Source organism: Corynebacterium amycolatum, from assembly GCF_016889425.1.
GTDB lineage: Bacteria > Actinomycetota > Actinomycetes > Mycobacteriales > Mycobacteriaceae > Corynebacterium > Corynebacterium amycolatum.
Map to the genome: position 1 here is coordinate 2,181,297 of NZ_CP069513.1, position 26,588 is coordinate 2,207,884.

Consider the following 26,588-nt stretch of genomic DNA (forward strand, 5'->3'; position numbering starts at 1 on the left):
AAAACCGACTACAACACCGTTTTATGCCCTACGTCACAACTGGCCAATAATCAGCCATACGACACATTTACAACCTTCCCCGCACCTTAATTTACGCACACGTTATTGATAATCATTTTCAGTACGCTAGTCTTGTTGGGTGACTTCTACCGAATTTTCTGATATCACCACCCCGACCACTCCCGTCACCGTCCTGTCCGGATTCCTGGGCGCCGGCAAGACCACGCTCCTGAACAACCTCCTGGCAAACTCACAGGGGCGCAAAATCGCGGTTATCGTCAACGACTTCTCGGAAGTCAACGTCGACGCCGCCCTGATCGAGCAGGGCACATATCTCGAGCGCGGCGAAGACCGTTTCATCGAAATGTCCAACGGCTGCATCTGCTGCACACTGCGAGATGACCTCGTTGAAAACGTCGGCAAGCTCGCGCGCAGCGGCAAATTCGAGCACATCGTCATCGAATCCACCGGCATCTCCGAACCCATGCCAGTCGCCGCTACCTTCGAGTGGGAATTCGACGACGGCCGTCGCCTCGCCGACATCGCCCCCATCGACACGATGGTCACGCTCGTCGACGCCTCCACATTCCTCGACAGCCTCCGCCAGGGGCGTGCACTGCCTGACGACGAACGCACGGTCGCCGACCTCCTTGTCGACCAGGTGGAATTCGCCGATCTCATCCTCATCACCAAATCCGATCTCGCAGGCGAAAAGCTCACCGGCGGTACCGAGGAAACCATCCGCGCAATGAACCCTCGTGCACGCATCGTCCGCGTGACTAACGGAGAAATCGCCACCTCCGCCATTCTCGACGCATCGCTTTACGACGAAGGCACGGCGGCCACTTTCCACGGATATGCAGAAGAACTTGCGAATCCCCACACGCCGGAGACCGAAGAATACGGTATTTCTTCGGTTGTTTTCCGAGGCAACCGCCCCTTCGACCGCGAACGACTAATCAAGGCCCTCCGCGGCACAAAGGGCCTCGTACGATCCAAGGGGCACTGCTGGATTTCCGACCGCCTCGAAGTCGCCCACGTGTGGAGTCAGGCGGGACCGAACCTGAAGATCACCCCTGCTGTCATGTGGGCACAAACCGATGTCCCACCATCCAATGAGGTCGTACTCATCGGTGTGAAATTTAACCCAGAGGCCACACTGCAAGCATTCGAGGATGCCATGCTGACCGACGAAGAAGTGCGGGAGTTGCTGTAGCAAAGCCCCTGGAAGAGCGCCGATAAACAACCAGCTGAAGCGATTACTATGCCATGAATCACTTCCCAACCTGCGGGTGTGGCAACACACTGTTAGCGCATGCTAGGTTAGGCGACAAAACTAAAGTCGAACAGTCAATCTAGGAGATGACATGTCTGATCGCATCGCACATGCCGGTTTGCGCGGCAAAGTAATGACCGCCGACGAGGCGGCACAGTTTATCAATCACGGTGATGCCCTCGGCATCTCTGGCTTCACCGGTGCTGGCTACCCGAAGGCTCTGCCGACTGCGCTGGCAAACCGAGGCAAGGAACTCCACGCCAAGGGTGAAGAATTCGCTGTCGACATCTACACCGGCGCTTCCACCGCCCCGGACTGTGACGGCGTGATGGCAGAAGCTGACATCATCCGCTACCGCATGCCGTACCAGGGAGATCCGGCACTGCGTAAGTCCATCAACGCCGGCAAGGCAAAGTACCAGGACATCCATCTCTCCCACTCCGCGCTGTACATCGAGCAGGGCTTCCTGCCGATTGACGCCGCAATTGTAGAGGTCACTCGTATTACGGAAGATGGACACCTCATTCCGTCGTCAAGCGTTGGCAACAACGTCGAGTGGATGGACAACGCTGACAAGATCATCATTGAGGTCAACTCGTGGCAGTCCGAGGAACTCGAGGGCATGCACGACATCTACCGCATTCAGCACCTGCCTAACCGCACGCCGGTGCCGATCAATGCCCCGGGTGATCGCATTGGTACCCCTTACATCGACATCAACCTGGACAAGGTTGTCGCAGTTGTCGAGACCAACGCGCCGGACCGCAACTCCCCGTTCAAGCCGTTGGATGAGACCTCGAAGGCCATTGCTGGCCACTTCCTCGACTTCCTCGAGGGCGAAGTTCGCGCGGGTCGCCTGGCTTACGACCAGTACATCATGCAGTCGGGCGTCGGTAACGTGCCGAACGCTGTGATGGCAGGTCTGTTGGACTCCAAGTTTGAGAACATCAAGGCCTACACCGAGGTTATTCAGGACGGCATGATTGACCTGATTGACGCAGGTAAGATGACCGTCGCTTCGGCTACCTCCTTCTCCCTGTCTCCAGAAGCAGCCGAGCGCATGAACAACGAGGCTGCTCGCTACCGCAAGAACATCATCCTGCGCCCGCAGCAGATCTCCAACCACCCGGAGGTTGTCCGTCGTGTGGGCCTGATCGCCACCAACGGCATGATTGAGGCCGACATCTACGGCAACGTCAACTCCACCCACATCAACGGCAGCCGCATGATGAACGGCATCGGTGGTTCCGGTGACTTCACCCGTAACGCCTTCGTTTCCTCGTTCATCTCGCCGTCGCTGGCGAAGGACGGTGCGATTTCGACAATCGTTCCGTTCGCTTCGCACATTGACCACACCGAGCACGACGCCATGGTCATCATCACCGAGCGTGGATTCGCTGACCTGCGTGGCCTGGCACCGCGTGACCGCGTGGCTAAGATGATTTCCGTTGCACACCCGGAGTACCAGCCACTGCTGGAGGAGTACTACGAGCGCGCGCTGAAGACCGCTCCGGGCATGTCGACCCCGCACGATCTGCGCACTGCCTTCGACTTCCACGTCAACATGATTGAGAAGGGCTCGATGAAGGGCTAAGGCTTGTAAAACTAGCAGGCAAACAAAAAAATCCCCTCCGGTTGGAGGGGATTTTTCATAGGCTAGGAAGTAGCTCTAAAACGCCTAGGCGCTCAAAACTAGTCCAGCTCAAGCTGCAGAGCGTGGGTAGCGGAGATTTCCTCGGCAATCTTCTCGACGAGCTCCTCCGGAACCTCCTTGGAAACACGCAGCACCAGGATGGCAGTCTGATCTGCTTCCTGCGGAGACAGAGCAGCAGCCTCGATGTTGATGCCGGACTCACCCAGGGTGGTAGCTACGCGGCCCAGAGCACCCGGAACGTCCTTGTACAGCAGGAAGAGGTTACGGCCCTGAGCACGCATGTCGATGCCGCGGCCATTGATACGAACAATCTTCTCAACGCGGTTCAGGCCAGTGAGAGCACCAACGACGGTAGCGGTGGAGCCATCAGCGCCGATGACCTTGACCTCGAGGACGGAGCGGTGGGAGACGGACTCCGGCTCAGTCTCGACAGTGAAGGTCACACCCCGCTCTTCTGCAATACGCGGAGCGTTAACGAAAGTGACAGGCTCTTCCACCATGAGGGAGAACAGTCCACGGATTGCTGCCATCCCCAGAACGTTAACGTCCTCAGTGTGCAGCTCACCGCGAGCGGTGACCTCAACAGCGGCCGGAGCGCCCTCCAGCAGACCACCAGCAACCAGACCCAGCTCACGAGCCAGCTCGAGCCACAGGGCCACCTCTTCGCCAACAGCGCCACCGGAAACGTTGACGGCATCCGGGACGAACTCGCCAGCCAGTGCCAGCAGTACGGACTTAGCGACATCGGTACCGGCGCGGTCCTGAGCCTCAACGGTGGAGGCGCCCAGGTGCGGAGCACAAACAGTTTCCGGCAGGCCAAACAGCGGGGAATCCGTGCACGGCTCGGTCGCGTACACATCGAAGCCAGCACCGCGGATGTTGCCAGCCTTAATCGCGTCGGCAAGCGCCTGCTCGTCGACGAGACCGCCGCGGGCAGCGTTGATGATGATCTGCCCCTTCTTGGCCTTGCCCAGGAGCTCAGCATCGAACATGCCAGCGGTTTCCTTGGTCTTCGGCAGGTGGATGGTCACGAAATCAGCGCGAGCCATCAGGTCTTCCAGCTCAACCAGCTCAACACCGAGCTGAGCAGCACGGGCCGGGTTCGCGTACGGATCGTACGCAATGATGTTGGTCTCAAAAGCAGCGAGACGCTGCGCAAACAACTGGCCGATGTGACCGAAACCGACGATACCGACGGTCTTGCCGAAGATTTCGACCCCCTTGAAGGAAGAGCGCTTCCACTCCCCCTCACGCAGGGACGCGTCCGCAGCCGGCAGCTGGCGAGCGGTGGCCAGCAGCAGCGCGATTGCGTGCTCACATGCAGAGTGAATATTGGAGGTCGGAGCGTTGACAACCATGACGCCGCGCTTGGTAGCGGTATCGATGTCGACGTTATCCAGGCCAACGCCGGCACGGCCGACGATCTTCAGATTCGGAGCCGCTTCGAGGACTTCCTGATCCACGGTGGTAGCGGAGCGGACGAGCAGTGCGTCAGCGTCACCAACCGCAGCCAGGAGCTCAGCGCGGTTCGGACCATCTACCCAACGGACCTCAACGGAATCCCCCAATGCGTCCACTGTGGACTGTGCCAGCTTGTCGGCGATGAGGACAACGGGGCGAGCGTTCTGGCTCACAAGCATCTCCTGGTTTGTCTCGAAAAATTTATGCAGTATGTGCGGTGTCACTTAAGAAAACTACTAAAGCGTGCACGCGCATTACGTCTCATCATAAACTCTGGGGGTGAGGCGCGGGGGTACTTACCTAAGCAAAACGGCGCTTACTACCCTTTGTTTAGGGAGTAAGCGCCGTTGCCCCCGACATTCAAGTCGGCAAAACTCTTCGCGTTTTATTTTTATTTCTGCTGGTCTATAACCTACTGGTACGTAACCAACCATGGACGCGGTTCGATGTTCATGGTCTCCTCAGGAGTAAACATCGGCTGGTCCTCGTCGATGAAGTTCTTCCACGCCTCGAAAATCTCCGGCTGCAAATCCTGCAGCATGACGTTCCAGGTCTCAAACTTTTCCTGCGCGGTGCCATGGCCGTCGGCATGCAGTACGAATGCGAGCTCCGGGTGCGACAGATCCAGCGTCTCGCGATCGCGAATCATCTGTAGCTGGAACTGGTGCAGCATCAGCATCTTCTGCGGAAGGTTGTTCTTACGAGTCAGCTCAGCCAGCCAATCAGCAACGCGGTTGACCTCTTCAGCCTTAACGTGACCAACCTGAGTCGCCGGAACCTGCCCCGGTTCCATCTTCCACTCCGGATCCAGCGCCAGACCGACGTTTGGCATCTTCAGCAGTTCTTCGTAGAACTTGGCCTGGTCCAGGAAGTCTGCACTGCCCGGCTGCAAGTCGATGATGACGTAGCCGCCGGCCTTGGTCATGGCCTCGACGTACGGCTTCAGAGTCTCAACCGGAGCCGGCTCGGAGTAGTCACCACGCGGGCCCGGATCAGCCTGTGCGACCGAAGCAATAATCTCAAAGGCCGGCAGTACCGGGTCATCGGCGAACTTCTCGTACTGCTTGACGTAGTCCTTCGCACGTGCGACGGCATCCTCCGGATCATCCTCGCCCATCACACCCAATGGAGCGACACCTGGGTGACCATACGTTGCAATCAGATGACGACCGGGGAACAGCAGCGTGCCTCCACCCGGCAGCTCCTTGACCTTGTCATCCTTGGCCAGCTCGATGGACTGATCGAACTTGTCCTGATCGCCGAAAACCTTACCCAGAGCAATCAGGGACTCGCCGTCACGAGCAGCCGAAATCGACTCAGAGGTAGCACGCGCGTCGCCCACCGGCAGCCAACTGACCTTCAGGCCAGCTGCTCGAGCAGTAGCAATGGAAGCCAGGCCGGTACCCGGTGCAGCCAATGCCAACTTGTCCTTAACCTCCTTCGGCGATCCCTTCGGCAGGGTGATGCTCTCCTGCCCCTTGTCATCCTGCCCATCGCTGGCGCGATCCTGCGCCTCCTGGTTGGCGCCCCCATCCTTCGTTGCGTCACCCTTGACGACAGTGGGCTTCTCCGGATCCATCTCAACGACAGCGCGAGTCGGCTTCGACTCCGTCTCTTTGAGAACCTTGAATTCAGTACCGACAAGCTCCTTGAGGCCATCGGTCGTACCCGGATCTGCAATAACCTGACGCTCCTCTCCCCCGGTCAGGTCAACTGCCCCCACTGTAAGGACTGTCTTTGCGCCCAGGCGGTCAATCTCTTTTTCCACATCGGCGATATCAGCGCCAGTATCGTGGCCACGAGCGTCCTTCTTGGGACTCTTGGCGGTACTGTCATCTTCCGCATCTTCGGCAGAACCAGCCACCAGCATCGGCAGCCCAGCAGCAACCGCAATGCCTGCCGCCCGACGCTGCTCAGCTGCACCAGCCGAGGAAACGACAACTGCTTCCGAACTGCCGATCAGGCTTTCCGACGCTGCGATGTCGTCGCTAAGCACCGTCGACTCAGCGTCCACCTTCTTCGTGGAAACAGCACTGTCGGAATTACCACACGCGACCAGGGCGCTCGATCCCAGCGCCAGACTGACCGTCAGAGCAACGGTTGCCGTCACGCGCCGCGTCATTGCGGATACTCGCACATTTACCTCCGTGAAATGATTTGATTGCAACGATTAGACTATCGAACGTCTTTGTTGAGGGAGACCCTTCAACCCAGATTAGAACCCCGGATACGACTGGGGCTACACCCGTTTGGCCGTAGTTGCTTTTATCTCAGACGTTTATCCCACCCGTCTACCCCACACGTTTCAGTGAAAGAAAACGAGTAAGAGAGATACGAAAAGGGCCTCATCACGGCGGTGAAGCTCAGTGATGAAGCCCTACTTCGCGAACAAGCGAAGGATTCGCTTAAGCAACAAACTTAGGCGGTCTCAGCGCGAGCGTCGACCTTAACCCAGCTCATCAGGTCGCGCAGCTTGGAGCCGACCTCTTCAATCTGGTGGTTGTTGTAGGAAGCGCGCAGGTCCTCGAGCTCCTTGTTGCCGCCCTCGACGTTGGCAATCAGACGCTTGGTGAAGGTGCCGTCCTGAATGTCAGACAGAATCTCGCGCATGTGCTGCTTGGTATCAGCGGTAATAACGCGTGGGCCAGACAGGTAGCCACCGAACTCAGCGGTGTCGGAGACCGAGTAGTTCATGTTGGCAATACCGCCCTCGAACATCAGGTCAACAATCAGCTTCAGCTCGTGCAGGCACTCGAAGTATGCCATCTCCGGCTCGTAACCAGCTTCAACCAGAACCTCGAAACCGACCTTGACCAGTTCCTCGGTGCCGCCACAGAGAACAGCCTGCTCACCGAAGAGGTCGGTCACAGTTTCTGCCTCGAAGGTGGTCGGGATAACGCCAGCGCGGGCGCCACCGATAGCTGCAGCGTAAGACAGAGCCAGGTCGCGGCCCTCGCCCTTCGGATCCTGGTCAACGGCGATCAGGCACGGAACGCCCTTGCCATCGACGAACTGACGACGAACCAGGTGACCCGGCCCCTTCGGAGCAACCATACCGACGGTGATGTTGTCAGCCGGCTTGATGAGGTCGAAGTGGATGTTCAGACCGTGGCCGAAGAACAGCGCGTCGCCGTCCTTCAGGTTCGGCTCGATGTCCTCGCTGTAAACCTTTGCCTGGGTGGTGTCCGGAACCAGCACCATAATGACGTCTGCCCATGCAGCGGCATCTGCGTTGGACTTAACCTCAAAGCCAGCTTCCTGGGCCTTCACAGCGGACTTGGAGCCTTCACGCAGACCGATAACAACCTCGACACCGGACTCGCGCAGGTTCTGAGCGTGAGCGTGGCCCTGGGAACCGTAGCCCAGGATGGCAACCTTACGCCCCTGGATGATGGACAGATCAGCATCGTCGTCGTACAGCAGTTCAATAGCCATTAAAATTAGCCTCTTTTCGAATCGGATTCGTTAAAAATCTTAGCGTTTAGTTGTTAGCGGGGCTGGAGCATCGGCTTCGGCCCGCGTGCCATTGCGACGGTACCGGACTGAATGAGCTCACGGATACCAAACGGCTCGAGGACCTCCAGCAGGGCTACAAGCTTCGAGCGCTCACCCGTCGCCTCAATGATGACAGACTCTTGAGAGACGTCCACCACGCGGGCACGGAAGAGATTGGCGGCATCGACGACCTGCGGACGATTGGTGTTGTCGCAGGAAACCTTCACCATTAGCAGTCCGCGCGACACCATGGTCTCTGGGGGCTGGCGGACCACCTTCAGCACGGGCACTAGCTTGTTGAGCTGCTTAGTGATCTGTTCGATCGGCAGCGTCTCCGTCTCAACCACGACAGTGATGCGGTTGACTCCCTCGGTCTCAGTTTCACCCGAGGTAATCGACTGGATGCTGAAACCTCGGCGGGTGAACATGCCCGCAATGCGGACCAGAATACCCGGCTCATCGAGGGTCAACACGGATAGAGTGTGCAGTTCAGCCATTTTGGGACTCACTTCCTGTTGCTTCGGATCCCGATTAGCGGGTCTTCATGGACGGGTGGTTAGCGTCGGGCTGCTTCGCGGCGTCCTCGGCGTTGTCCACAACAGTGCCGTGGATGTCAGCCGGGGTCTCGGCCGCTGAGTTCTCATCGTTGAACAGCGGGCGCAGACCACGGGCGTATTCGACCTCATCATTGGATTTGCCAGCTGCCACCATCGGCCACACCTGAGCATCCTCACCGACAATGAAGTCAATAACCACCGGTCGGTCATTAATCTCGCGTGCCTTCTTAATTGCGGCCGCGACATCTTCCTTCTTGGTCACGCGAATCGCCACGCAGCCAAGCCCCTCGGAGAGCTGGACGAAGTCTGGCAGGTAGGAGTTGTCCTCCGGGCGCAGCTTGGTGTTGGAGTAGCGCTGATCGTAGAACAGCGTCTGCCACTGACGAACCATGCCCAGGTTACCGTTGTTGATCAAGGCAACCTTGATGGGAAAACCTTCCATTGCACAGGTGGTTAGCTCCTGATTGGTCATCTGGAAGCAACCGTCACCATCAATGGCCCAGACTTCCTTTTCTGGAGCAGCCGCCTTGGCGCCCATCGCAGCCGGGATTGAGTAGCCCATCGTGCCGGCACCACCGGAGTTAAGCCAGGTGCGCGGGTTCTCGTACTGGACGAACTGCGCTGCCCACATCTGGTGCTGGCCGACGCCAGCGGCATAGATGGCCTCCGGGCCAACGATGTCGGACAGGGTCTGAATTACAAACTGCGGAGCGATTGCACCATCAGCGGGCTCTTCCCACCCGAGGGGGAACTCGTCGCGGAGACCGTCGAGAAGCTTCAGCCAGTCGGCAATCTGGGGGCGACTAAGACCGAGCTTGGTGTAGGACTCGCTAAGTGCGGCAAGGACCTCGCGGGCATCGCCGACGATGGGAACGTCAACTTCACGGAGCTTGCCAATCTCTGCCGGGTCAATGTCTGCGTGGATAACCTTCGCGTTCGGCGCGAAGGAATTCAGATCACCGGTAACACGGTCGTCGAAACGCGCACCGATAGTGATGAGCAGGTCGGACTTCTGCAGAGCAGCGACGGCGGACACCTTGCCGTGCATGCCTGGCATACCCATATGCAGCGGGTGCGAGTCCGGGAATGCGCCGCGAGCCATCAGCGTGGTCACGACCGGAACTCCAGTCTGCTCGGCGAACTCGACCAGCTCCGTGGAAGCATCAGCCTTAATGACGCCACCACCGATGTAGAGCACCGGACGCTTGGCCGCAGCAATCATCTCAGCTGCTTCGTCAATCTGACGCTGGTGCGGAGTCGTCACAGGACGGTAGCCCGGCAGGTCAATCTCCGGCGGCCAGGTGAAGTCAATCATCGTATTCTGGAGGTCCTTCGGAACATCGACCAGAACCGGGCCTGGGCGACCAGAAGAAGCCAGGTGGAATGCCTCAGCGAGCGCGCGCGGGATGTCCTCAGCTTCGGTGACCATGAAGTTGTGCTTAGTGATCGGCATGGTCACACCGCGGATGTCAGCCTCCTGGAAAGCGTCAGTACCCAGCAGCGGGCGACCGACCTGACCGGTGATGGCGACAACCGGAACGGAGTCCATCTGAGCATCCGCGAGCGGGGTAACCAGGTTAGTAGCACCCGGGCCGGAAGTCGCGATACACACACCGACCTTGCCGGAAACCTGCGCGTAACCAGTGGCAGCGTGACCAGCTCCCTGCTCGTGGCGCACGAGGACGTGGCGGAGCTTTTCCGAGTCATAAATCGGATCGTAGAGCGGAAGCACTGCACCACCGGGGATACCGAAGGCTACCTCAACACCAAGCTCTTCAAGAGATCGGACAATGGCTTTTGCACCAGAAATTCGCTCGGGGGCGCTGGTGCGCGCCTTAGCTGCGAATTGGGCGGGCGATGGGGTGTGCTGCTCGTGCGCGTTCACGATTTCGCTCCTGGGTCATGGTGGGCAACTACTCAACTCACATTCACGCGAAGAAGCTACGAATGTGGCGTTGACTACAACCTTAACGTCCACATAGTGAGAAGTCAATCCCGCCAATTGGACACCCCCGCCCGCTTAACACCCGAGCGCCTACCCACTTCCCACCCGTTTCCCCACAGCAGTCCCACCCCAGCTTTGGGAATCACTTTACCCAGAAACACCCCCACCCCCGATACGCTGGTGCACCCGAGACGGTGCAGAGGCGGTGTATCCGAGTCGGCACGCCAGAGCGGCTCACCTCGAAGCTCCTCTTTATGCATAATTCCTTATCTTTAAACTCAGCCCATCTTAAGGCGAACGACCTACGGTGGAGAGCATGGAATTTTTACAATTCATGTTGTTACGGGCATGGCAATGGATAGCCAGCAACGGTCTTGCCATTGCAAGCCTGGCCATTCTGCTAATTCTTGTTCCCCGCATCCGACGTTTCGTTCTGGCAATCGCAGACGGAAATATCTCCTCTGAGGACGAGCAAGCCAAGGGACGACGCGCGCTCATTGGCGCTGTTGTTTACATCGTCGAAGTTATTGCGTACTTCGTCTTAATCATCGCGATTCTGTCGAAATTCGGAATCTCGCTAACCGCCGCCGCCATCCCCGCAACGGTTGTTTCCGCTGCTGTTGGTTTTGGTGCCCAGGGAGTCATCGCCGACTTCCTCGGAGGCATGTTCATCATTGCCGAGAAACAGTACGGCATCGGCGATTGGGTTGAGTTCCATTCCCCTTCCGGCACCGTGCAGGGCGACGTCGTCAATATGACATTGCGCGCCACGACCATTCGAACCCTAAACGGCGAGGAAATTATCGTGCCGAACTCCGAGGCACGTATGTGTATCAACTACTCCTCGCAGTGGTCGCGTGCCGTCGTCGAAGTACCGGTACCGATGACCGCCGGTGGTTCCATTAAGGATTTGGAAGAGCGCACCGTCGCCGCTGCTAAGCGCGCAATCACGCTGGACTCAATCAAGGACTCCGTTCTCTCCGAAATCAAGATGCAGTCCTCTACAGAGCTCAATCCACCAACGGTTATGGGGCTGCCGTGGACCGTCACCATGCGCTTGATTGTCGACTGCAAACCGGGCGACCAATGGCTTATCGAGCGCGCCATCCGCGCCGCAGTCATCGACACCTGGTGGGATGACTACGGCGAGCGCGCCCAACAGACCCCGTTTGCTCCCGCCGAAGAAATCACCGGCCACGTCCGCGATGACACGATGATTGAACAGCTCAAGCAGGCCGACGCTAAGCGCGAGAACAAGCAGGCGCTTGACGACGTCGACAGCGCTCCAACCGAGGTTGTCGAAATGGTACCGGACACAGCAGTCGAGCCAGTCACCGCGGAAACTAAGCTGATGGAAACTCAGACCGTCGACAAGCAAGACGAGAATGAGCGATCCGATCTTCCGCACGCGGGAGCCGATCTTGACGATGCGCGACGCGAGCAGGAAGACAGTGAAAGCAACAGCGCCATCCGCAAGCTGATTAACCACCCCGATTGGAAGACACTCACGACGCGCCAGAAGGTTCGTCGAACCCTCTCCGCAGGTGGGCGCGCTCGCGTTTCGACGATTGTACTCCTGGTAACCTTACTGATTCTCTTCATTTTGAACCTGATGACACTCGAAACTGAGGACGGCCCATCTGGATGGTTGGCACCGAGCAGGTGGAACGATCGCGTAGCGACACAGGAAGAGGACTCGGAAGAGTCGTCGGCACCACAGTCATCCAACCAGCCGACTAGCACCACACAGAATGTGCAGCCCACCGAGACCACTCAGCAGAATCAGACATCTCAAAACCAGCCAACGGAGACTTCTCAGCAGCCGCAGAACACACAGAACCGCGCACCTTCGACCACCACCTCCACCCAGTCAAGCTCCGAGCAGAGCAACACTGGCAACGAGGACACTGGTGGATCACAGTCGACGGACTCCACTAACAACGCGGAACCGAACTCGGCTGATACGCAATAGCGCGCAACCGCCTACCGTGCACTAGCCAATCCGAACTACCCGCTACAATCAATAGCCATGACTGACTCGACTCCACAGCCAAAAATTGCGACGCAGCGATTTCGCCCACAGAAGACGCATCTGTTCATCGTTGCGTTCATGGTCGTGCTGTGTGTAATTGCCGCCGGCTTTACCCCGTGGCTGGCCGTTACCTTCCTGGCACCGTTGATTTATACGCTTTGGATTTTCCGAGTACGCACCACCGTGGGGTCACGCGGCATCACTGCGGTTTATCTACTGTCCCAGCGCCGTTCGGTGCCCTGGAGTGATTTTGCAGGCATCTTCTTCAACAAGGGCGGTCGAGCCTTTGCGGTCACCAAGTCAGATGAGCGTATCGCGCTGCCGGCCATCTCTTTTAATTCACTGCCCGAGCTAAAGGAAGCCACCGGCGGTCTGATTCCGGATCCGATTACTTCGGCTCGCATGGCGGAAAATGACAAGGTCGAGGTCTTTGACCGCGATGGCTACTCCGTAATGAAGAAGGCCAGTGAGGTTGAGGCTGACGCCAAGGTTAAAGGCGCTAAGGCTAAAGGCGAAGCCTCTGCTGAGTAACATCTAAGCAGTCCACAAAAGCCCCTAAATCTCATTATGCGGACACTAGTGACCGCGAAATGAGACATTAGGGGCTTTTGTGATTAGTATGGACAATTAGTTACCTTGCACCCTATCTAGGAAGGGCAGCCCACATGATCCCCCTTCGCTCTAAAGTCACCACTGCCGGACGAAATGCCGCTGGCGCTCGTTCCCTATGGCGTGCGACTGGCATGTCCGATAGCGACTTCGGCAAGCCGATTATCGCAATTGCAAACTCTTACACCCAGTTTGTGCCAGGGCACGTGCACCTGAAGGATGTTGGCGACATCGTTGCGGAAGCTGTAACCGCGGCAGGTGGTGTCCCCCGTGAGTTCAACACCATCGCCGTCGACGACGGTATCGCAATGGGACATGACGGCATGCTCTACTCGCTGCCATCCCGTGAAATTATTGCCGACTCTGTGGAATACATGGTCAACGCTCACACCGCTGACGCGTTGGTGTGTATTTCCAACTGTGACAAGATCACGCCAGGCATGCTCAATGCGGCTCTGCGCCTGAATATCCCGGTGGTCTTCGTTTCCGGCGGGCCGATGGAATCGGGGTCATCGGTTGTTATCGATGGCGTCGTCAAGCCTGGCTCTGACCTAATCTCGGCTATTTCTGCATCCGCGAATGACAAGGTCGATGACAAGAACCTGCTGGACATCGAGCGCTCGGCGTGCCCGACCTGTGGTTCTTGCTCGGGTATGTTCACCGCAAACTCGATGAACTGCCTGACCGAGGCCCTCGGCCTGTCCCTGCCGGGCAATGGTTCTACGCTGGCGACTCAGCAGGCTCGCCGCGACTTGTTCACCCGCGCCGGTGAGCTAATCGTGGACCTGGCGAAGAGCTACTACAACGATGGCGACGAGTCCGTGCTGCCGCGCAACATCGCCAACCGCGACGCATTTGTCAACGCCATGACGCTCGATGTTGCCATGGGTGGCTCCACCAACACCGTGCTGCACATTCTCGCTGCCGCGCAGGAGGGCGAGATTGACTTCGACCTCTCTGACATCGACGCGATTTCCCGTCGTGTTCCGTGTCTGTCTAAGGTAGCGCCGAACTCTGACTACTACATGGAGGACGTCCACCGCGCCGGTGGTATTCCAGCCATCCTCGGCGAGCTGCGTCGCGCCGGCCTGCTGCAAATGGATGTCCGCTCTGTACACTCCCCGTCGTTGGAGGAGCACCTGGATAACTGGGATATCCGCGGCGGCAAGGCCACTGACGAGGCCATCGAGCTGTTCCACGCAGCACCGGGCGGTGTGCGCACCACCGAGCCGTTCTCCACTTCCAACCGCTGGGAAAGTCTGGACACGGACTCCGAAAATGGCTGCATCCGCGACTTCGACCACGCCTACACCAAGGAAGGCGGTCTCTGTGTCCTGCGCGGCAACATCGCCGAGGACGGCGCTGTCCTGAAGACCGCGGGTATTGGCGAGGACCAGTTCCACTTCGAGGGCACCGCTCGCGTCGTAGAGAGCCAGGAAGAGGCTGTCTCTGTCATCTTGAACCGCACCTTGCAGCCGGGCGAAGTTCTCTTCGTCATCTACGAGGGGCCGTCAGGTGGTCCGGGCATGCAGGAGATGCTGCACCCGACCGCATTCATCAAGGGTGCTGGTCTGGGTAAGGTTTGCGCCCTGGTCACCGACGGCCGCTTTTCCGGCGGTTCCTCTGGACTGTCGATTGGTCACGTTTCCCCGGAGGCCGCTGCAGGTGGCGCAATCGGTCTCGTCCGCAACGGCGACCCAGTGTACATCGATGTCGCAGAACGACGCCTCGAAATTCAGGTGTCCGACGAGGAGCTTGCGGCCCGCCGTGATGAAGAGCTCAAGCGCGATAAGCCGTTTACTCCCCACAAGCCACGTCCGCGCAAGGTGTCCAAGGCGCTGCGCGCATATGCCAAGATGGCGTCCAGTGCGGATAAGGGCGCGGTCCGCATTGTCGACTAGCTAGATCAAACCCGCTTAAAGGCCTGTGCTTACCGCACGGGCCTTTGGCGTTTCTAGGGTAGCTTTGCGCCCAGTCTTCCGCGTGGGCTTCACCAAATCCCGGTACTCGACGTCGGCAATCCCCTCAGCGACGTCCTCGGTGTGTGCATATTTGCTGCCCTCGGTAATGGCCGCCATTACATATCCGGGGCCAAAAACAACGGAAGAGTGCCACGAACGCCGGTTGGACCAGCCCATCTTCGCGCCTTCAGAACCGGGCAGGCCGGCAAGACCAAAATTCTGTCGATAGCCATCGGCAGCAATCGGCGACCAGTGTCGCATCGCCTCAAGCACCTCAGAATTAGGATGCTTCAGACGAAGCTGGGAAATAAAAGACACCACATCTTCCGCAGTGGTCCTCGATACTCCCCACTTTTCTCCGCCGGAGGTGTTGAACAGGCCGTACTCGGTCGCAACGGAATCGACCGATTCCGGGTACTTCCGGTAGAAGTCGGCTGCCAAATCGTCGTCGGAACGCGAAATCATCTTTTCGACGCGCTCGGCATCGTCGGCAGTGCCGTGTTCGAGCACATACTGACCGATATACAACTTAATCAGGGATAGCGCCGGCAGCGGGCGTTGCGATGCCTGGCTGCTGTACCCCACGCCCACCGGCTCGTAGCTCACCGCCATTTGCGTGCGTGGGTCAACCTCAATCAACCCTTCGGCGTTGAGGTCCATGCGTGGCAGACTCACCTGATGTGTCGGCCAGACGCTTGCCGACGAGACGGAGGCTGCAACCTCACTGTGCTCGTCGGCAGCAGCTGTCGATGGTGAGTGGATCGACGTTGTCGCGCCTATCGAAGACATGAAAAAGACCACCGCAAGGGTGGTCTTTAGTGCGTGTCTCGACTTTGGCATAGGGGGCATTGTACCCCGGCCCTAACCGAGAACCTAGTTTAGGCCGCTCGACTGTTTGTGTAGCTGCGAGCTGCCTTAGCCGATAAACGGCAGCGTGCCGGTCGTCAGCCACCACAGGCCAATTGCTGCAGCGATGGACAGAATTCCGAAGATCCACGACGATGCCAGTGGGCGACGAGCCCAGCCGCGTCCGAAGTCGATGCCGATGCGGCCCGGGCCGGTGAACTGCAAGCCAAGTGCCATGGCGGTCATCAACAGTTGTAGCTGAAGGTTGCTGGAATCCTGGCCGACGATATTCACGCCATTGGCAGAGGTAGCCACATCAAACATGCTGAGGTAGGCGGACAATGCCAGCGCCAATGCTGCGGCCAGCGGTGTCGCAAGCCCTAAGATGAGCAGGGCACCCGCGATGAGCTGAACCGTTGGGATGGCAGTGGCCATCACAGGGCCGAGGGCGAAGTTGTTCTGGCTAAACTGTGTCTCCAGCGCAGTGGTGCCACCGGAGCTGCCCCAGCCGAGCAGCGTTGTCAGGCCATGGACCAACAGCAGCGCACCCAATCCAAGACGCAGCAGCAGGAGGCCGAAGTCGGTGGTACCGCGACGGAACTCCGGTTCGTTGTCGTCGTTGAAGTCCGTGTCTTCATCGTCGTCAGCAGCGGCGGTAGTCGTAGCCGCAGTTGCCCCGGCGGCCCCTACGCCTGCTCCTGCAACACCAGCGGCACCAGCGGTATCGCGAGAGGCAGCCGGTTCAGCGAAATCCGATTCATCGAAATACTGAGTCTCAGCTGCGGAATTGCGTGCAGAGCCATAGGTTGACTCCGCCTCATCGTCGAATGCTGACTGTGCTTCCGACTTATTTGCGGCAGTTCCCGCTGTGGACGCTGCTGCCGCTTCAGAAGCCGAGAAGGCTTGCGTCGGCTGGCTGAAATCCTCATCTGAATCAACGCGCTCGCTACGGGCCGGCTGCTCAAAGATCTCGGTCGCCTCCGACTCCGGGGCTACCTCCGACTCTTTATCGGCCGCGGGTGCCAATTCAGTTTCGGCCTGTTCATCCCGCGGCGAAGGCTTACCGGCAGGGCTAATCACCTGAGGTGCCGTGCGGCCTGCAGCGGCGTAGGCGTCGTAGCGCTTCTTCGGGGTTTCCTGAACTTCAGGCTCCGGTTCCGAGCTCGGCTCGACCTCTGTCTCTGCCACTGTCTCTGATGCAGCGGCGGATTCCGGCGGCAGGTTTTCTTGGTCTACCTCCGCCTCCGGCTCCTCATCTACGCGCTTTTCCGGCACACCCGGAAAAATTTGCGTTGCGGTGTTGTCGCTGTCATCGCGGTTGGTTTCTTCGTTCATTGGCTCAGCGAGCTTGCGGTAGGTCGGGACGTCGAGATCGTCATCGAATCCGTCCTCCACATTCTCGAGGGCGCGGTCGTTCGGGTACTTCTCTGAGTCGCTCACATCGTCCACATTAAAACTACTGCCTCACTTTTGGTCGCAGGCGTGGCCGTGAAACGAGGCTGTATTGTGTATGCCTATGGGATTCCACCTCGTCCACACCAGCAGTGCACAGGCTCGCGCTCGCGGGCGGCGTCGTCGTGCTGCGCTCGCCGCTGGTGTCGTCGGGATGGTCTCTCTTTCCGGCTGCATGAGTGCCTCGAGCGCGCTTGAGTTGCCGTTTACTGAAGACAAGTCAGAACCGACAGGCATTGCCATGCCGAAGTTTTCCTCCCCTGATTTGCCCTCTACCCCGGTCCCGACCACGGAAAGCAAAGCCAAAGACAAAGGTCCCTGCGACCTCGATGATGTCACTCTCGCCGCCTGCCTACCGCTTACCACCGCGCTAGCCTCAACCGGCCCTGGGGAAGCTCTCGTCGCCACCGACGACGGTGCACTCACCGCTGTCGCACCGGGTAAGACACCGCGTGAGGTCGCACGGCTCGGCGCCCCTGCAAAACAACTGCTGCCCAGTCCCTCGGTTGAAGAGGACCGTCAGGTCTTTGTTTTGCGTAACGACGACACCATTGCGCGCGTCACCCTCGTGGAGGGCAGCACCGCTGATGTGCGCGAACTTCCGGACCTCAGCGAGCCCGGCATTCTCGGAATCTATTTTGACCGAACTTCGGACACCCTGTCCCCGCGCAAATTGCTCGTGGGAGATCCAGGCATTGAGTTTCAGCAGTTCTGCCATGGTCCGGACGGAATGCCGCCGTTGGCAACCGCCATTCTCGACGGCACCCCACAACTGGTTCAGCTCACCGGCCCTGTGATTAACCCCCTCGGCGGTGTGGACCTGAACGATTCCATCGGTGGATGCGCAGTGATGGGTGACCGCGTGGTCATTGCCATCCCAGACGCGCAGAAGGTCATCTCCATGCCGGTGGGTCCGAAGTCAAGTGGGCCCGACGCGGCGTGGGAGGTCAAGGGTTCCCCTGAAGTGCTTGTCGACGGCGACTTCGGCCACATCTCGCATGTAGCGGCTGTCGCAGCGAATCAGGGTATTGAAGTTTGGGGTGCCACGACCAACAAAACCGCCGGGGCACAACCGTCGGAGTCCGACGAACGCGTCGTCAGACTGCCGAGCGATGGTGCCGCCGGCGGTTCCCCGGATTAGCTTTCAGGGAGGCTAGCTCAGCTTCTTCGCAATCAGCTGGTTGACCTGAGCCGGGTCTGCCTTGCCGCGGGTGGCCTTCATGACCTGCCCCACGATGGCACCGACGACCTTCTTGTTGCCAGCTCGGTACTTCTCGACGATGTCCGGGTTAGCAGCCAGTGCATCGTCGACGGCCTTCTCAATAGCACCGTCGTCGCGAACGACCTCCAGGCCACGGGCAGCAACGACCTCATCAACATCGCCCTCGCCTGCGAGCACGCCGTCGACGGCCTTACGGGCCAGCTTGTTGGTCAGCTTGCCCTCTTCAATCAGTGCAATCACACGTGCAACCTGTGCCGGGGTAATCGCGAGCTCAGCCAGCTCCACGCCTGCCTCGTTGGCCTTCTGCGCCAGGTAAGCGACCCACCAGGAACGAGCCTCAGCCGGGCCGGCACCAGCCTCAACGGTGTCGACAATCAGGTCGAGAGCGCCGGCGTTAACCAGGTCGCGCATTTCCTCGTCCTTTAGACCCCACTCTTCCTGAATACGGGCACGACGCACCCACGGCAGCTCCGGCAGAGTTGCGCGGATTTCCTCCACCCACTCACGCGGAGCAATCACCGGTGGCAGATCCGGGTCGTTGAAGTAGCGGTAATCCGACTGCGATTCCTTCGGGCGGCCCTTGGAGGTCGTGCCGTCGGTCTCCTGGTAGTGGCGAGTTTCCTGAACAATCTCCTCGCCATTAGTAATCGCAGCAGCCTGGCGCTGCATCTCGTAGCGAACAGCCTGTTCAACCGACTTTAGGGAGTTGATGTTCTTAGTCTCGGTACGAGTGCCGAACTCCTCCTGGCCGATTGGGCGCAGGGAAACGTTGGAGTCCACACGCATCGAGCCCTGGTCCATGCGGGCATCGGAGACACCGAGGGACTTCACCAGGTCACGCAGCGCAGAAACGTACGCACGAGCAACCTCTGGGGCACGCTCCCCCGCACCGAGAATCGGCTTAGTGACAATCTCAATCAGCGGAACACCTGCACGGTTGCAGTCCACCAGCGAACGCGTAGCACCGTGAATACGACCATCGGCACCGCCCAAGTGCGTCAGCTTGCCGGTGTCCTCTTCCATGTGAGCGCGCTCAATTTCGACACGGAACTCCGTGCCGTCGTCAAGCTGAACGTCAAGATATCCGTCGTAGGCGATTGGCTCGTCGTACTGCGAAATCTGGTAGTTCTTCGGCTGATCCGGGTAGAAGTAGTTCTTGCGCGCAAAGCGAGAGGACTCAGCAATCTCGCAGTTCAACGCCAGGCCAATCTTGATGGCCCACTCAACGCCCTGACGGTTAACCACAGGCAGCGCGCCCGGCAGGCCGAGGCTGCAGGGATCGACGTTGCTATTCGGCTCGGCACCAAAGTGCGCCGAGGAGGACGAGAACATCTTGGTATTCGTCGAGAGCTCGACGTGAACCTCCATGCCCATTACCGGGTCAAAACGTTCGAGGACCTCATCAAAGTCCATCAAGTCATCAGCGTATGCAGCGGTCATGTTTGTAGAGTCTACTAGCGATGGCCCCGCAGGCGTGCCCTAGGGTATAAGTCGTGCCCGGAGTTAACGAACACCCACCGATTCCACCGACGTCAGCACGCGAAACGCCAACGTTCCGTGACGCCGCTGACCGCCACCGCGCAGGCGCTACTTTCGACGACGACCTACAAGAAAGCGCTGACGGCGCCACTGGCTACCACCGCGTACGCCCCGGATATCCTCCAACCGTCAGTGAAGCGCTTACCCGCCTTGCACCGCGCCCACAGGTAGTCGCCGATATCGGCGCCGGCACCGGAAAACTCACCGCCTCGCTTGCCGACGTCTACCGCGACGCCACCCTGCTGGCACTCGATCCCTCCACCGCGATGCGGCAAGCACTGATGCACAATGTGCCAGCGGCGGAATGCCTGAACGGCACTGCGGAGCACACGGGACTGGAGTCCAACAGCGTCGATGTAGCAACATGTGCGCAGACATGGCACTGGGTGGACCCGACAGCTGCAAGTAAAGAACTCACTCGGGTGCTACGCGCGGATGGCGTGGCTATGTTGGTGTGGAACACCTTGGATGTTTCCGTACCGTGGGTGCATCGGCTCAGCCGTATCATGCACGCCGGCGACGTGTTGCGTCCCGGCTTCTACCCCGAGGTTGGCCCGGAGTTGGAGCTAGTCGATGAGGTACGCCTGGCCTGGGAGCAGACACTGACCATCGAGGACATCGTGCTGCTGGCACGAACCCGTTCCTATTGGCTTCGTTCCAAGCCTGCCACACGCGCCAAGGTGGAGACGAACTTACATTGGTATCTCCACGAACACTTGGGGCACACATACGAAGAAGGCATCGCCCTTCCCTACCGGTGCGATGCCTTCTATTTTCGAGCCACCTAAATTTTCGAGCCGCCTAGTCGCGCTAGTTACTTTTCTTTCTTCGGCTTAGGGTGAGCCACACGCTTCAATGCGTTCTTAGTCTGTCCGGCAAGCTTCTTCGGCGCAGTAGCCGTGACCTCGCCTGGGAAGGAGTCCCTCGCGGTCTCGCGAGGATTGTCCTCATCGGAGGCTTCCTCGATTTCGGAAAGTTTCTCCAGGCGCTCATTATCCTTTTCTACGATGCGCTCGGCGTCATCCTCGGTGAATTCAACATTATCGTCGCTAACCAGTTCCTCGACGATGTCGTCGCGGACGCTCTCCTGAAGATCGACGTTGGAAATGTTGGAGTTGGCCAAAGCGCGGTCGAGCTTCTTCTGATCGGCGGTGGTGAACTTCTTGTTCGGATGCATCTTCCGGCGTGCGAGCTTACGGATACGGCCGCGACGCTTCGACTCCTCCATCAGCTTGTTACGTCCAGCCAGGTACGCACCACACAGAATCACGATAAGAGCGATACCGACGTAGCCAAGGGCCGGGTAGATGGAGCCAACCAGGGCCTTGAAACCGAAGAAGCTCAATCCAAAACCAATCAGCACCGTCACGATGAATACCAGTCGGAAACGCTGCGGAGTATTGCGTGTCAAGCGGCGACCCAACGCGTAGAACATACCGATGGCGGTATTGAAAATCATGGCGTAGATGATGATCGCCATCACCGTACCCAGAACCGGATGAATTTCATTGACAATTGCCAGAGTCGGCATATCCTCATGGCCAACGGACTCGACCTTGAAGAAGAGGGCAAAGGTCACCAACGTCAGCAGACCTGCGTAAATGGTGCCGCCCATGAGACCACCGATGCCAGCTTCACGCGGGTTCAGGTAGCTACCGCCAATGACGATGGACATCGATACGGCCACCATCACGCAGAAACCAACATAGTTCAGGGCAGAAACAGACCAGTGCGGCAGCGAGGTCGACAGTTCAGTGGTGTACTGCGCGGCCTCCGACATCGAAGTATCGGTGGTGAACAAAGTGTAGATACCGGCTCCCAGCAGGAACACGATAATGAATGGAGTGATCATGCCGATCACTCGGCTGACCTTGTCCGCATCCAGCATGCCGACACCCAAAGTCAGGGCAACCATGATGACGGCGCCGATCCACACCTCAAGTCCGAATTGCTGATTCAGGTTCGCACCGGCACCGGCGAACATGACGAAGCCGGTACAGAACAGCGTGATCATCACGGCGATGTCCAGAATCTTCGAAACCCAATTGCGGGTGATTACGTCGAAGACCTCGGAGTGCTCATCAGCCTGCAAGTAACTGGCAATTGACAGTACCGCCAAACCACTGGCAATCATCACGACGGAAGCGAGTACAACGCCCCACAAGCCGTTAGTGCCAAATGCCACGAAGTACTGCATCATTTCCTGGCCGGATGCGAATCCGGCACCGACAGTTAGGCCGACAAAGGCCATCGCGATTGTTGTGGCTCTTTTCCACATAACGAAAAAATCCTAAATATAAGTCTATTTTTCAAAACCGGAACCTTACAAAGCATACTGCCCGAGCTGGTGATTGATACACCAGCTCGGGCAGTATGCCTATTTTGTTACGAAGATGTGCCTAAATGTTTAGCAACGCGTGCTTAACCAAACAGCGCAGCAGCGGCACGGTAACGGCCATCCGGCACAACCTTCAACTCAGCAACCGCATCGTCGATGTCGATACGCTCGATGTTCTCACCGTGCAGAGCGACAATCTTGCCGAAGTCCCCCTCGTGTACTGCTCGGGTGGCATGGACACCGTAGCGGGTAGCTAGCACGCGGTCGTACGCAGTCGGCGTACCGCCACGCTGAATGTGGCCCAGAACCGTGGTGCGAACGTCGTACCCGGTGCGCTTCTTAATCTCCGCGCCAATGACCTGACCAATACCGTTGAAGGTCTGGTGACCAAACTGGTCAACACCGCCCTCTTCGTACTCCATGGTGCCCGGCTTCGGGGTGGCGCCCTCAGCGACGACGATAATGCCGTACTTCTCACCCATCTGGAAACGGCGCTCCATCGACTTCACAATCTCGTTGATGTCGAATGGCTTTTCCGGAATGACAATGTGGTGAGCACCGCCGGCCATACCCGCATGCAAAGCAATCCAGCCCACGTGTCGACCCATGACCTCAACAATCATGACGCGCTGGTGGGATTCCGCAGTGGTGTGCAGACGGTCAACCGCGTCGGTGGCAACAGCCACAGCCGTGTCGAAACCGAAGGTGTAGTCCGTACCGTTGACGTCATTATCAATAGTCTTCGGAACACCGACAACCGGCACCCCATTGTCCGAAAGCCACTTGCCGGCCTTCAGCGTACCTTCGCCACCGATTGGGATCAGGGCATCGATGCCCGCATCAGAGAGATTTTCCTTGATGCGGTCGAGGTTAGACATGAGAATGTCCGGATGCACGCGGCCGGTGCCCAGCATCGTGCCGCCACGCAGCAGCATGCGGTCAATCCGCTCATCGTCGTAAAGCTGGACCCTACGGTCTTCCATAAGACCAATCCAACCGTCCTCAAAACCGACGACGGTTGAGCCGTACTCGCTCGAGCTGGTACGGACAATTGCACGGATAACGGCATTCAGACCGGGACAATCTCCACCGGAGGTAAGGGTCGCAATTCGCATGATGCCCACCTTAGTCGCGTTAGTCAGTTCGTGCTTGACGGCCTTGGTCGAAACTACTTCTGCAGGTACTCCTGCCCTGGTAGCTCGGACGGTAGCTCCATCTTCGTCGTCACCTCCGATGTCGGCAGAAGACCATATTCCTCGAGCGTCTTGCGCACGTACTCTGCGGCATCGACGTTCAGCGGAGACTCCGTCCACAATGCAATCGGTAGGTTAATAAAGCGATTCTCCTTGACCGCCTCGAGATCCTTCGTTGCCGGATTCGTGCGCAGAACCTTGATCTTCTCTTCAAAGGTCTGACCCGGATAGTCCACAATCGCGATGAAGTCTGGATTCATCTCCGCGACATGCTCCCAGGAGGTCGTAGTCCAGGTGTCCTTAATCGACTCGGTCGCATTGGTCGCACCAGCCTTGTCCAGGATGCCCTGTGGGGCACCAAAGGAACCCGAAGTAAACGGGGCGTCACCAGCAGAGTCAAAGAGGAAACCCACCGGCTTCTTGTCGCCCTTCGGTGCGGTATCCAGGGCATGTAGACGGTTATCAATATCCGCAATAACCTTGTCGCCCTCACCGTCGTGGCCAGTCAGGGTAGCGATGTTCTTCAGATCAATTTTGACAGCTTCCCACGGATCCACCAGACCACGAGTATGCCCCGGGTCGCCACTGCCTTCCTTGCCCGCCGAGGCTGCGTCACCAGTGCGGCAAGATTCCGTCAGGGTGTAGGCGCCGATACCGTGCTCGGAAAGCGATTCCGGGGTAATACCCTTATCCTCGCTAAACCCATAGCCCCATCCCGCCAGCATCACATCCGGCTCGGCCGCAATAACTTGCTCCAGATTCGGGTACTCCTTCGCGACCTCCGGCTTCTGCGCGATTGCATCGCCGTAAGCTGCGGTCAACACCGGCAGATGCGAGGCCATAGAGCTCACCGCTGTGATCTCATCCGCAGCCCCCACCGCCAGCGCCAGCGAAGCAATATTGCCGTCATTGATTAGCAGTTTCTTAGCCACACCCGGGTAGCTAACTTCTTCACCGCAGTTGGTGAGAGTAAGGCCTGACGACGAGGCCTGCGTTCCCTCATCAGAGCCACAGGCGGCGGCTCCGAATGCCAGAGCAGCCACAGCGATACCAGCTGCTGAGGCACGAAGAGGACGTCGGAAAGTGTGTCCGTAATTCATGGGAATACTCCTAGTTGATGGTGACAGCATCCAGCTCGCTATCGATTGCGAGGTGGCGGCGGCCAGCGGGGGAATTGAGCTGACAGGATTCAACCTGAAAGATTTGGGCGACAAAGTCGCGGGTAAGCACTTCTGTGGGAATGCCGTCGGCCGCGATACCGCCGTCCGCGACCACGATGACGCGGTCGAAGTGGTTCATCACCAGGTCCAAGTCGTGGATCGCGGCAATGACACACGCTCCGCTGGAGCGGGCCAGACGGAGGACGGATTGTTGATGGCGCACGTCGAGGTGGTTAGTGGGCTCGTCGAGAAGCATGATTGGCGAGTCCTGGGCGATGGCACGCGCCAGACACACGCGACGGCGTTGCCCACCCGAGAGTTGCCCACACAGGCGTTGCGCAACCGCTTCCAACCCCACGAGCTCCAGCGCACGGTCGACGTGGGAATTGTCCTCGGCAGTGTTGCCACCAAAAAGGCGCTGGTAGGGCAAGCGCCCCAGGGAGACAAAGTCGCGCACGCGCATTTCGGCGGGTGGAACCTCGTTCTGCGCGACGAAAGCCAGATCGCGGGCGCGGTGCTTCGAGCTGATTGAGCTCATCGATTTGCCGTTAATCTCAACCTCGCCCGTGGCCGGTTTCGTGATTCCACCGAGCGCACGCAGCAACGTGGATTTGCCCGCGCCGTTAACACCGATGATGGCGGTCATGGGTTCTGCACCGAAGTTGAGGTTGACTCCGCTGACAATGGTGCGCCCAGCGATATCGCAGCGCACATCTTTAGCGGCGAGTACAGATTTTTGTGGGGCGCTCATTTACTCGGCACCTCCGTAGCTGTAGTGCGAACGGCTCATGAGGTATAGGAAAAGTGGTGCACCAACCAATCCCGTGACTACTCCCAGCGGCATTTCCTGGCTTCCGCCCACTACGCGCGCGATGATGTCCACCCAGATGAGAAACAGTCCACCCATGAGTGCAGCAACCGGTAGGACAACGCGGTGTGTGGCCCCTACCAAGATGCGGGTCAAGTGTGGAATCACCAGGCCGACAAACCCGATGCCACCCGAGACCGCAACAAGCGTGCCAACGAGGACAGCCTGGAGCACAAATACCTGTGTGCGTAGCCGAGAAACGTCAATACCTACGGCCGCTGCAGTGCTCTCACCAGTTGCCAACGCATCCAGATGACGGGCTTTGACCAGGAAAAACAACAGTACTGCGATGAGGACAATGAGCGGGAAGAGCGTCTTCAGCCATGTCGCACCGGCAACAGAGCCCAGCATCCAAAACATCACGGACTGCGCGGCCCTCGGGTCTGGCCCAGCGAAGACCATGAAGCTACTCAGCGCGGAAAACGCAGCGGAGAGCACAACGCCAGAGAGCACCAAGCGCAGCGGAGTCAGCCCACCGCCTGCAGTGGCGAAAGCACCGACTGCGAGGGTGGCCATGACTGCACCGAGGAGTGCGCCGAATGTCAGCGGCGCGATGGGGCTACCGGAGAAAGCACCAAAGATAATCACCGCGGTCGCACCAGCGCCGGCGCCGGCAGAAATACCTAGCAGATACGGGTCTGCCAACGGGTTACGGACCAATGTCTGCATAGCCACACCGGAGACAGCTAGCCCCGCCCCTACAATCGCTGCGAGAATTCCCCGGGGAGCGCGGAGGTTCCAGATGATGGTGTCCGAACTGGCGGGCACAGATTCATCGAGCTCAGTGCCGAAGATGTGATGCGAGATGACCTGTATCGTGGTGGACCAGGTGATATCCGCCGAGCCGAAGACCACCGCAGCGACCAGACTGACGGCAATGGCTATGACAATGACCAGCCCATAGATCCACGGCATAAACCGCGGTGGGTTTTTAAATCTAACTCTCTCCATGTTTGCGTTCCTGCGCATGTATGAAACTC

20 protein-coding genes are annotated in these 26,588 nt (G+C 58.7%); 7 read left to right on the forward strand and 13 right to left on the reverse strand.

The features are described 5' to 3' along the window. Nucleotides 1-139 precede the first annotated feature (139 nt). Both I6J19_RS09600 and I6J19_RS09605 read left to right on the forward strand, forming a co-directional pair. On the forward strand, nt 140-1,216 hold the full coding sequence (locus I6J19_RS09600; RefSeq protein WP_038628564.1) for a GTP-binding protein: 1,077 nt from the start codon (nt 140-142) through the stop codon (nt 1,214-1,216). A 151-nt stretch (nt 1,217-1,367) separates the two neighbouring features. Next, nucleotides 1,368-2,870, forward strand: a complete 1,503-nt coding sequence (locus tag I6J19_RS09605; RefSeq protein WP_038628563.1) for an acetyl-CoA hydrolase/transferase family protein — start codon at nt 1,368-1,370, stop codon at nt 2,868-2,870. A 98-nt stretch (nt 2,871-2,968) separates the two neighbouring features. Here the strand turns inward: I6J19_RS09605 and serA are convergent, their stop codons facing one another. The 5 genes from serA to I6J19_RS09630 all read right to left on the reverse strand — a co-directional run bounded on the left by serA (nt 2,969) and on the right by I6J19_RS09630 (nt 10,328). Next, nucleotides 2,969-4,564: a phosphoglycerate dehydrogenase gene (serA, locus tag I6J19_RS09610; RefSeq protein WP_038629526.1), complete on the reverse strand. Its 1,596-nt coding sequence runs from the start codon at nt 4,562-4,564 to the stop codon at nt 2,969-2,971. 239 nt (nt 4,565-4,803) lie between these two features. After that, nucleotides 4,804-6,528 (reverse strand): hypothetical protein, encoded by a 1,725-nt coding sequence (locus I6J19_RS09615; RefSeq protein WP_038628561.1) that lies wholly within the window; start codon nt 6,526-6,528, stop codon nt 4,804-4,806. Nucleotides 6,529-6,809: 281 nt separating this feature from the next. Beyond that, nucleotides 6,810-7,826 carry a ketol-acid reductoisomerase gene (gene ilvC, locus I6J19_RS09620; protein WP_038628558.1) on the reverse strand — a complete coding sequence of 339 codons (1,017 nt, stop codon included), beginning with the start codon at nt 7,824-7,826 and terminating at the stop codon, nt 6,810-6,812. Nucleotides 7,827-7,879: 53 nt separating this feature from the next. Further along, nucleotides 7,880-8,383, reverse strand: coding sequence for an acetolactate synthase small subunit (gene ilvN, locus I6J19_RS09625; protein WP_038628556.1), 504 nt, complete (start codon nt 8,381-8,383; stop codon nt 7,880-7,882). 34 nt (nt 8,384-8,417) lie between these two features. Further along, nucleotides 8,418-10,328: an acetolactate synthase large subunit gene (locus I6J19_RS09630; protein ID WP_038628554.1), complete on the reverse strand. Its 1,911-nt coding sequence runs from the start codon at nt 10,326-10,328 to the stop codon at nt 8,418-8,420. A 394-nt stretch (nt 10,329-10,722) separates the two neighbouring features. Between I6J19_RS09630 and I6J19_RS09635 the strand changes: the two genes are divergently transcribed. From I6J19_RS09635 to ilvD, 3 genes are all read left to right on the forward strand, one after another. Continuing rightward, nucleotides 10,723-12,360, forward strand: coding sequence for a mechanosensitive ion channel family protein (locus I6J19_RS09635; RefSeq protein WP_239122777.1), 1,638 nt, complete (start codon nt 10,723-10,725; stop codon nt 12,358-12,360). 57 nt (nt 12,361-12,417) lie between these two features. Continuing rightward, nucleotides 12,418-12,951: a PH domain-containing protein gene (locus I6J19_RS09640; RefSeq protein WP_038628550.1), complete on the forward strand. Its 534-nt coding sequence runs from the start codon at nt 12,418-12,420 to the stop codon at nt 12,949-12,951. 134 nt (nt 12,952-13,085) lie between these two features. Beyond that, nucleotides 13,086-14,930, forward strand: a complete 1,845-nt coding sequence (gene ilvD, locus I6J19_RS09645) for a dihydroxy-acid dehydratase (RefSeq protein WP_038628548.1) — start codon at nt 13,086-13,088, stop codon at nt 14,928-14,930. A gap of 15 nt (nt 14,931-14,945) precedes the next feature. Here ilvD and I6J19_RS09650 read toward each other — a convergent pair whose 3' ends face one another. Further along, nucleotides 14,946-15,830: a hypothetical protein gene (locus I6J19_RS09650; RefSeq protein ID WP_224792292.1), complete on the reverse strand. Its 885-nt coding sequence runs from the start codon at nt 15,828-15,830 to the stop codon at nt 14,946-14,948. 75 nt (nt 15,831-15,905) lie between these two features. Then, nucleotides 15,906-17,276 carry a DoxX family membrane protein gene (locus I6J19_RS09655; protein ID WP_224792293.1) on the reverse strand — a complete coding sequence of 457 codons (1,371 nt, stop codon included), beginning with the start codon at nt 17,274-17,276 and terminating at the stop codon, nt 15,906-15,908. Nucleotides 17,277-17,352: 76 nt separating this feature from the next. Between I6J19_RS09655 and I6J19_RS09660 the strand changes: the two genes are divergently transcribed. Continuing rightward, entirely contained in the window at nt 17,353-18,429 is a 1,077-nt protein-coding gene (locus I6J19_RS09660) for a glucose dehydrogenase (RefSeq protein WP_224792294.1), read from the forward strand. A 12-nt stretch (nt 18,430-18,441) separates the two neighbouring features. Here the strand turns inward: I6J19_RS09660 and gatB are convergent, their stop codons facing one another. Beyond that, complete coding sequence (gene gatB / locus I6J19_RS09665) at nt 18,442-19,950, reverse strand: Asp-tRNA(Asn)/Glu-tRNA(Gln) amidotransferase subunit GatB (RefSeq protein WP_038628540.1); 1,509 nt, start codon at nt 19,948-19,950, stop codon at nt 18,442-18,444. A 53-nt stretch (nt 19,951-20,003) separates the two neighbouring features. Between gatB and I6J19_RS09670 the strand changes: the two genes are divergently transcribed. Further along, a complete protein-coding gene (locus I6J19_RS09670) occupies nt 20,004-20,837 on the forward strand; it encodes a class I SAM-dependent methyltransferase (protein ID WP_038628538.1) in 834 nt (277 codons plus the stop codon). Between the two features lie 26 nt (nt 20,838-20,863). Here I6J19_RS09670 and I6J19_RS09675 read toward each other — a convergent pair whose 3' ends face one another. From I6J19_RS09675 to I6J19_RS09695, 5 genes are all read right to left on the reverse strand, one after another. Beyond that, nucleotides 20,864-22,327 (reverse strand): YkvI family membrane protein, encoded by a 1,464-nt coding sequence (locus I6J19_RS09675; RefSeq protein WP_038628536.1) that lies wholly within the window; start codon nt 22,325-22,327, stop codon nt 20,864-20,866. 143 nt (nt 22,328-22,470) lie between these two features. Beyond that, nucleotides 22,471-23,502 (reverse strand): ATP-dependent 6-phosphofructokinase, encoded by a 1,032-nt coding sequence (locus I6J19_RS09680; protein ID WP_038628534.1) that lies wholly within the window; start codon nt 23,500-23,502, stop codon nt 22,471-22,473. Between the two features lie 53 nt (nt 23,503-23,555). After that, a complete protein-coding gene (locus tag I6J19_RS09685) occupies nt 23,556-24,680 on the reverse strand; it encodes an ABC transporter substrate-binding protein (protein WP_038628532.1) in 1,125 nt (374 codons plus the stop codon). Nucleotides 24,681-24,690: 10 nt separating this feature from the next. Beyond that, nucleotides 24,691-25,491 carry an ABC transporter ATP-binding protein gene (locus tag I6J19_RS09690; protein WP_038628530.1) on the reverse strand — a complete coding sequence of 267 codons (801 nt, stop codon included), beginning with the start codon at nt 25,489-25,491 and terminating at the stop codon, nt 24,691-24,693. Beyond that, the gene (locus tag I6J19_RS09695; RefSeq protein WP_371199669.1) at nt 25,492-26,559 is read right to left on the reverse strand and encodes a FecCD family ABC transporter permease; all 1,068 of its coding nucleotides are present in this window, start codon (nt 26,557-26,559) and stop codon (nt 25,492-25,494) included. Between the last annotated feature and the right edge of the window lie 29 nt (nt 26,560-26,588).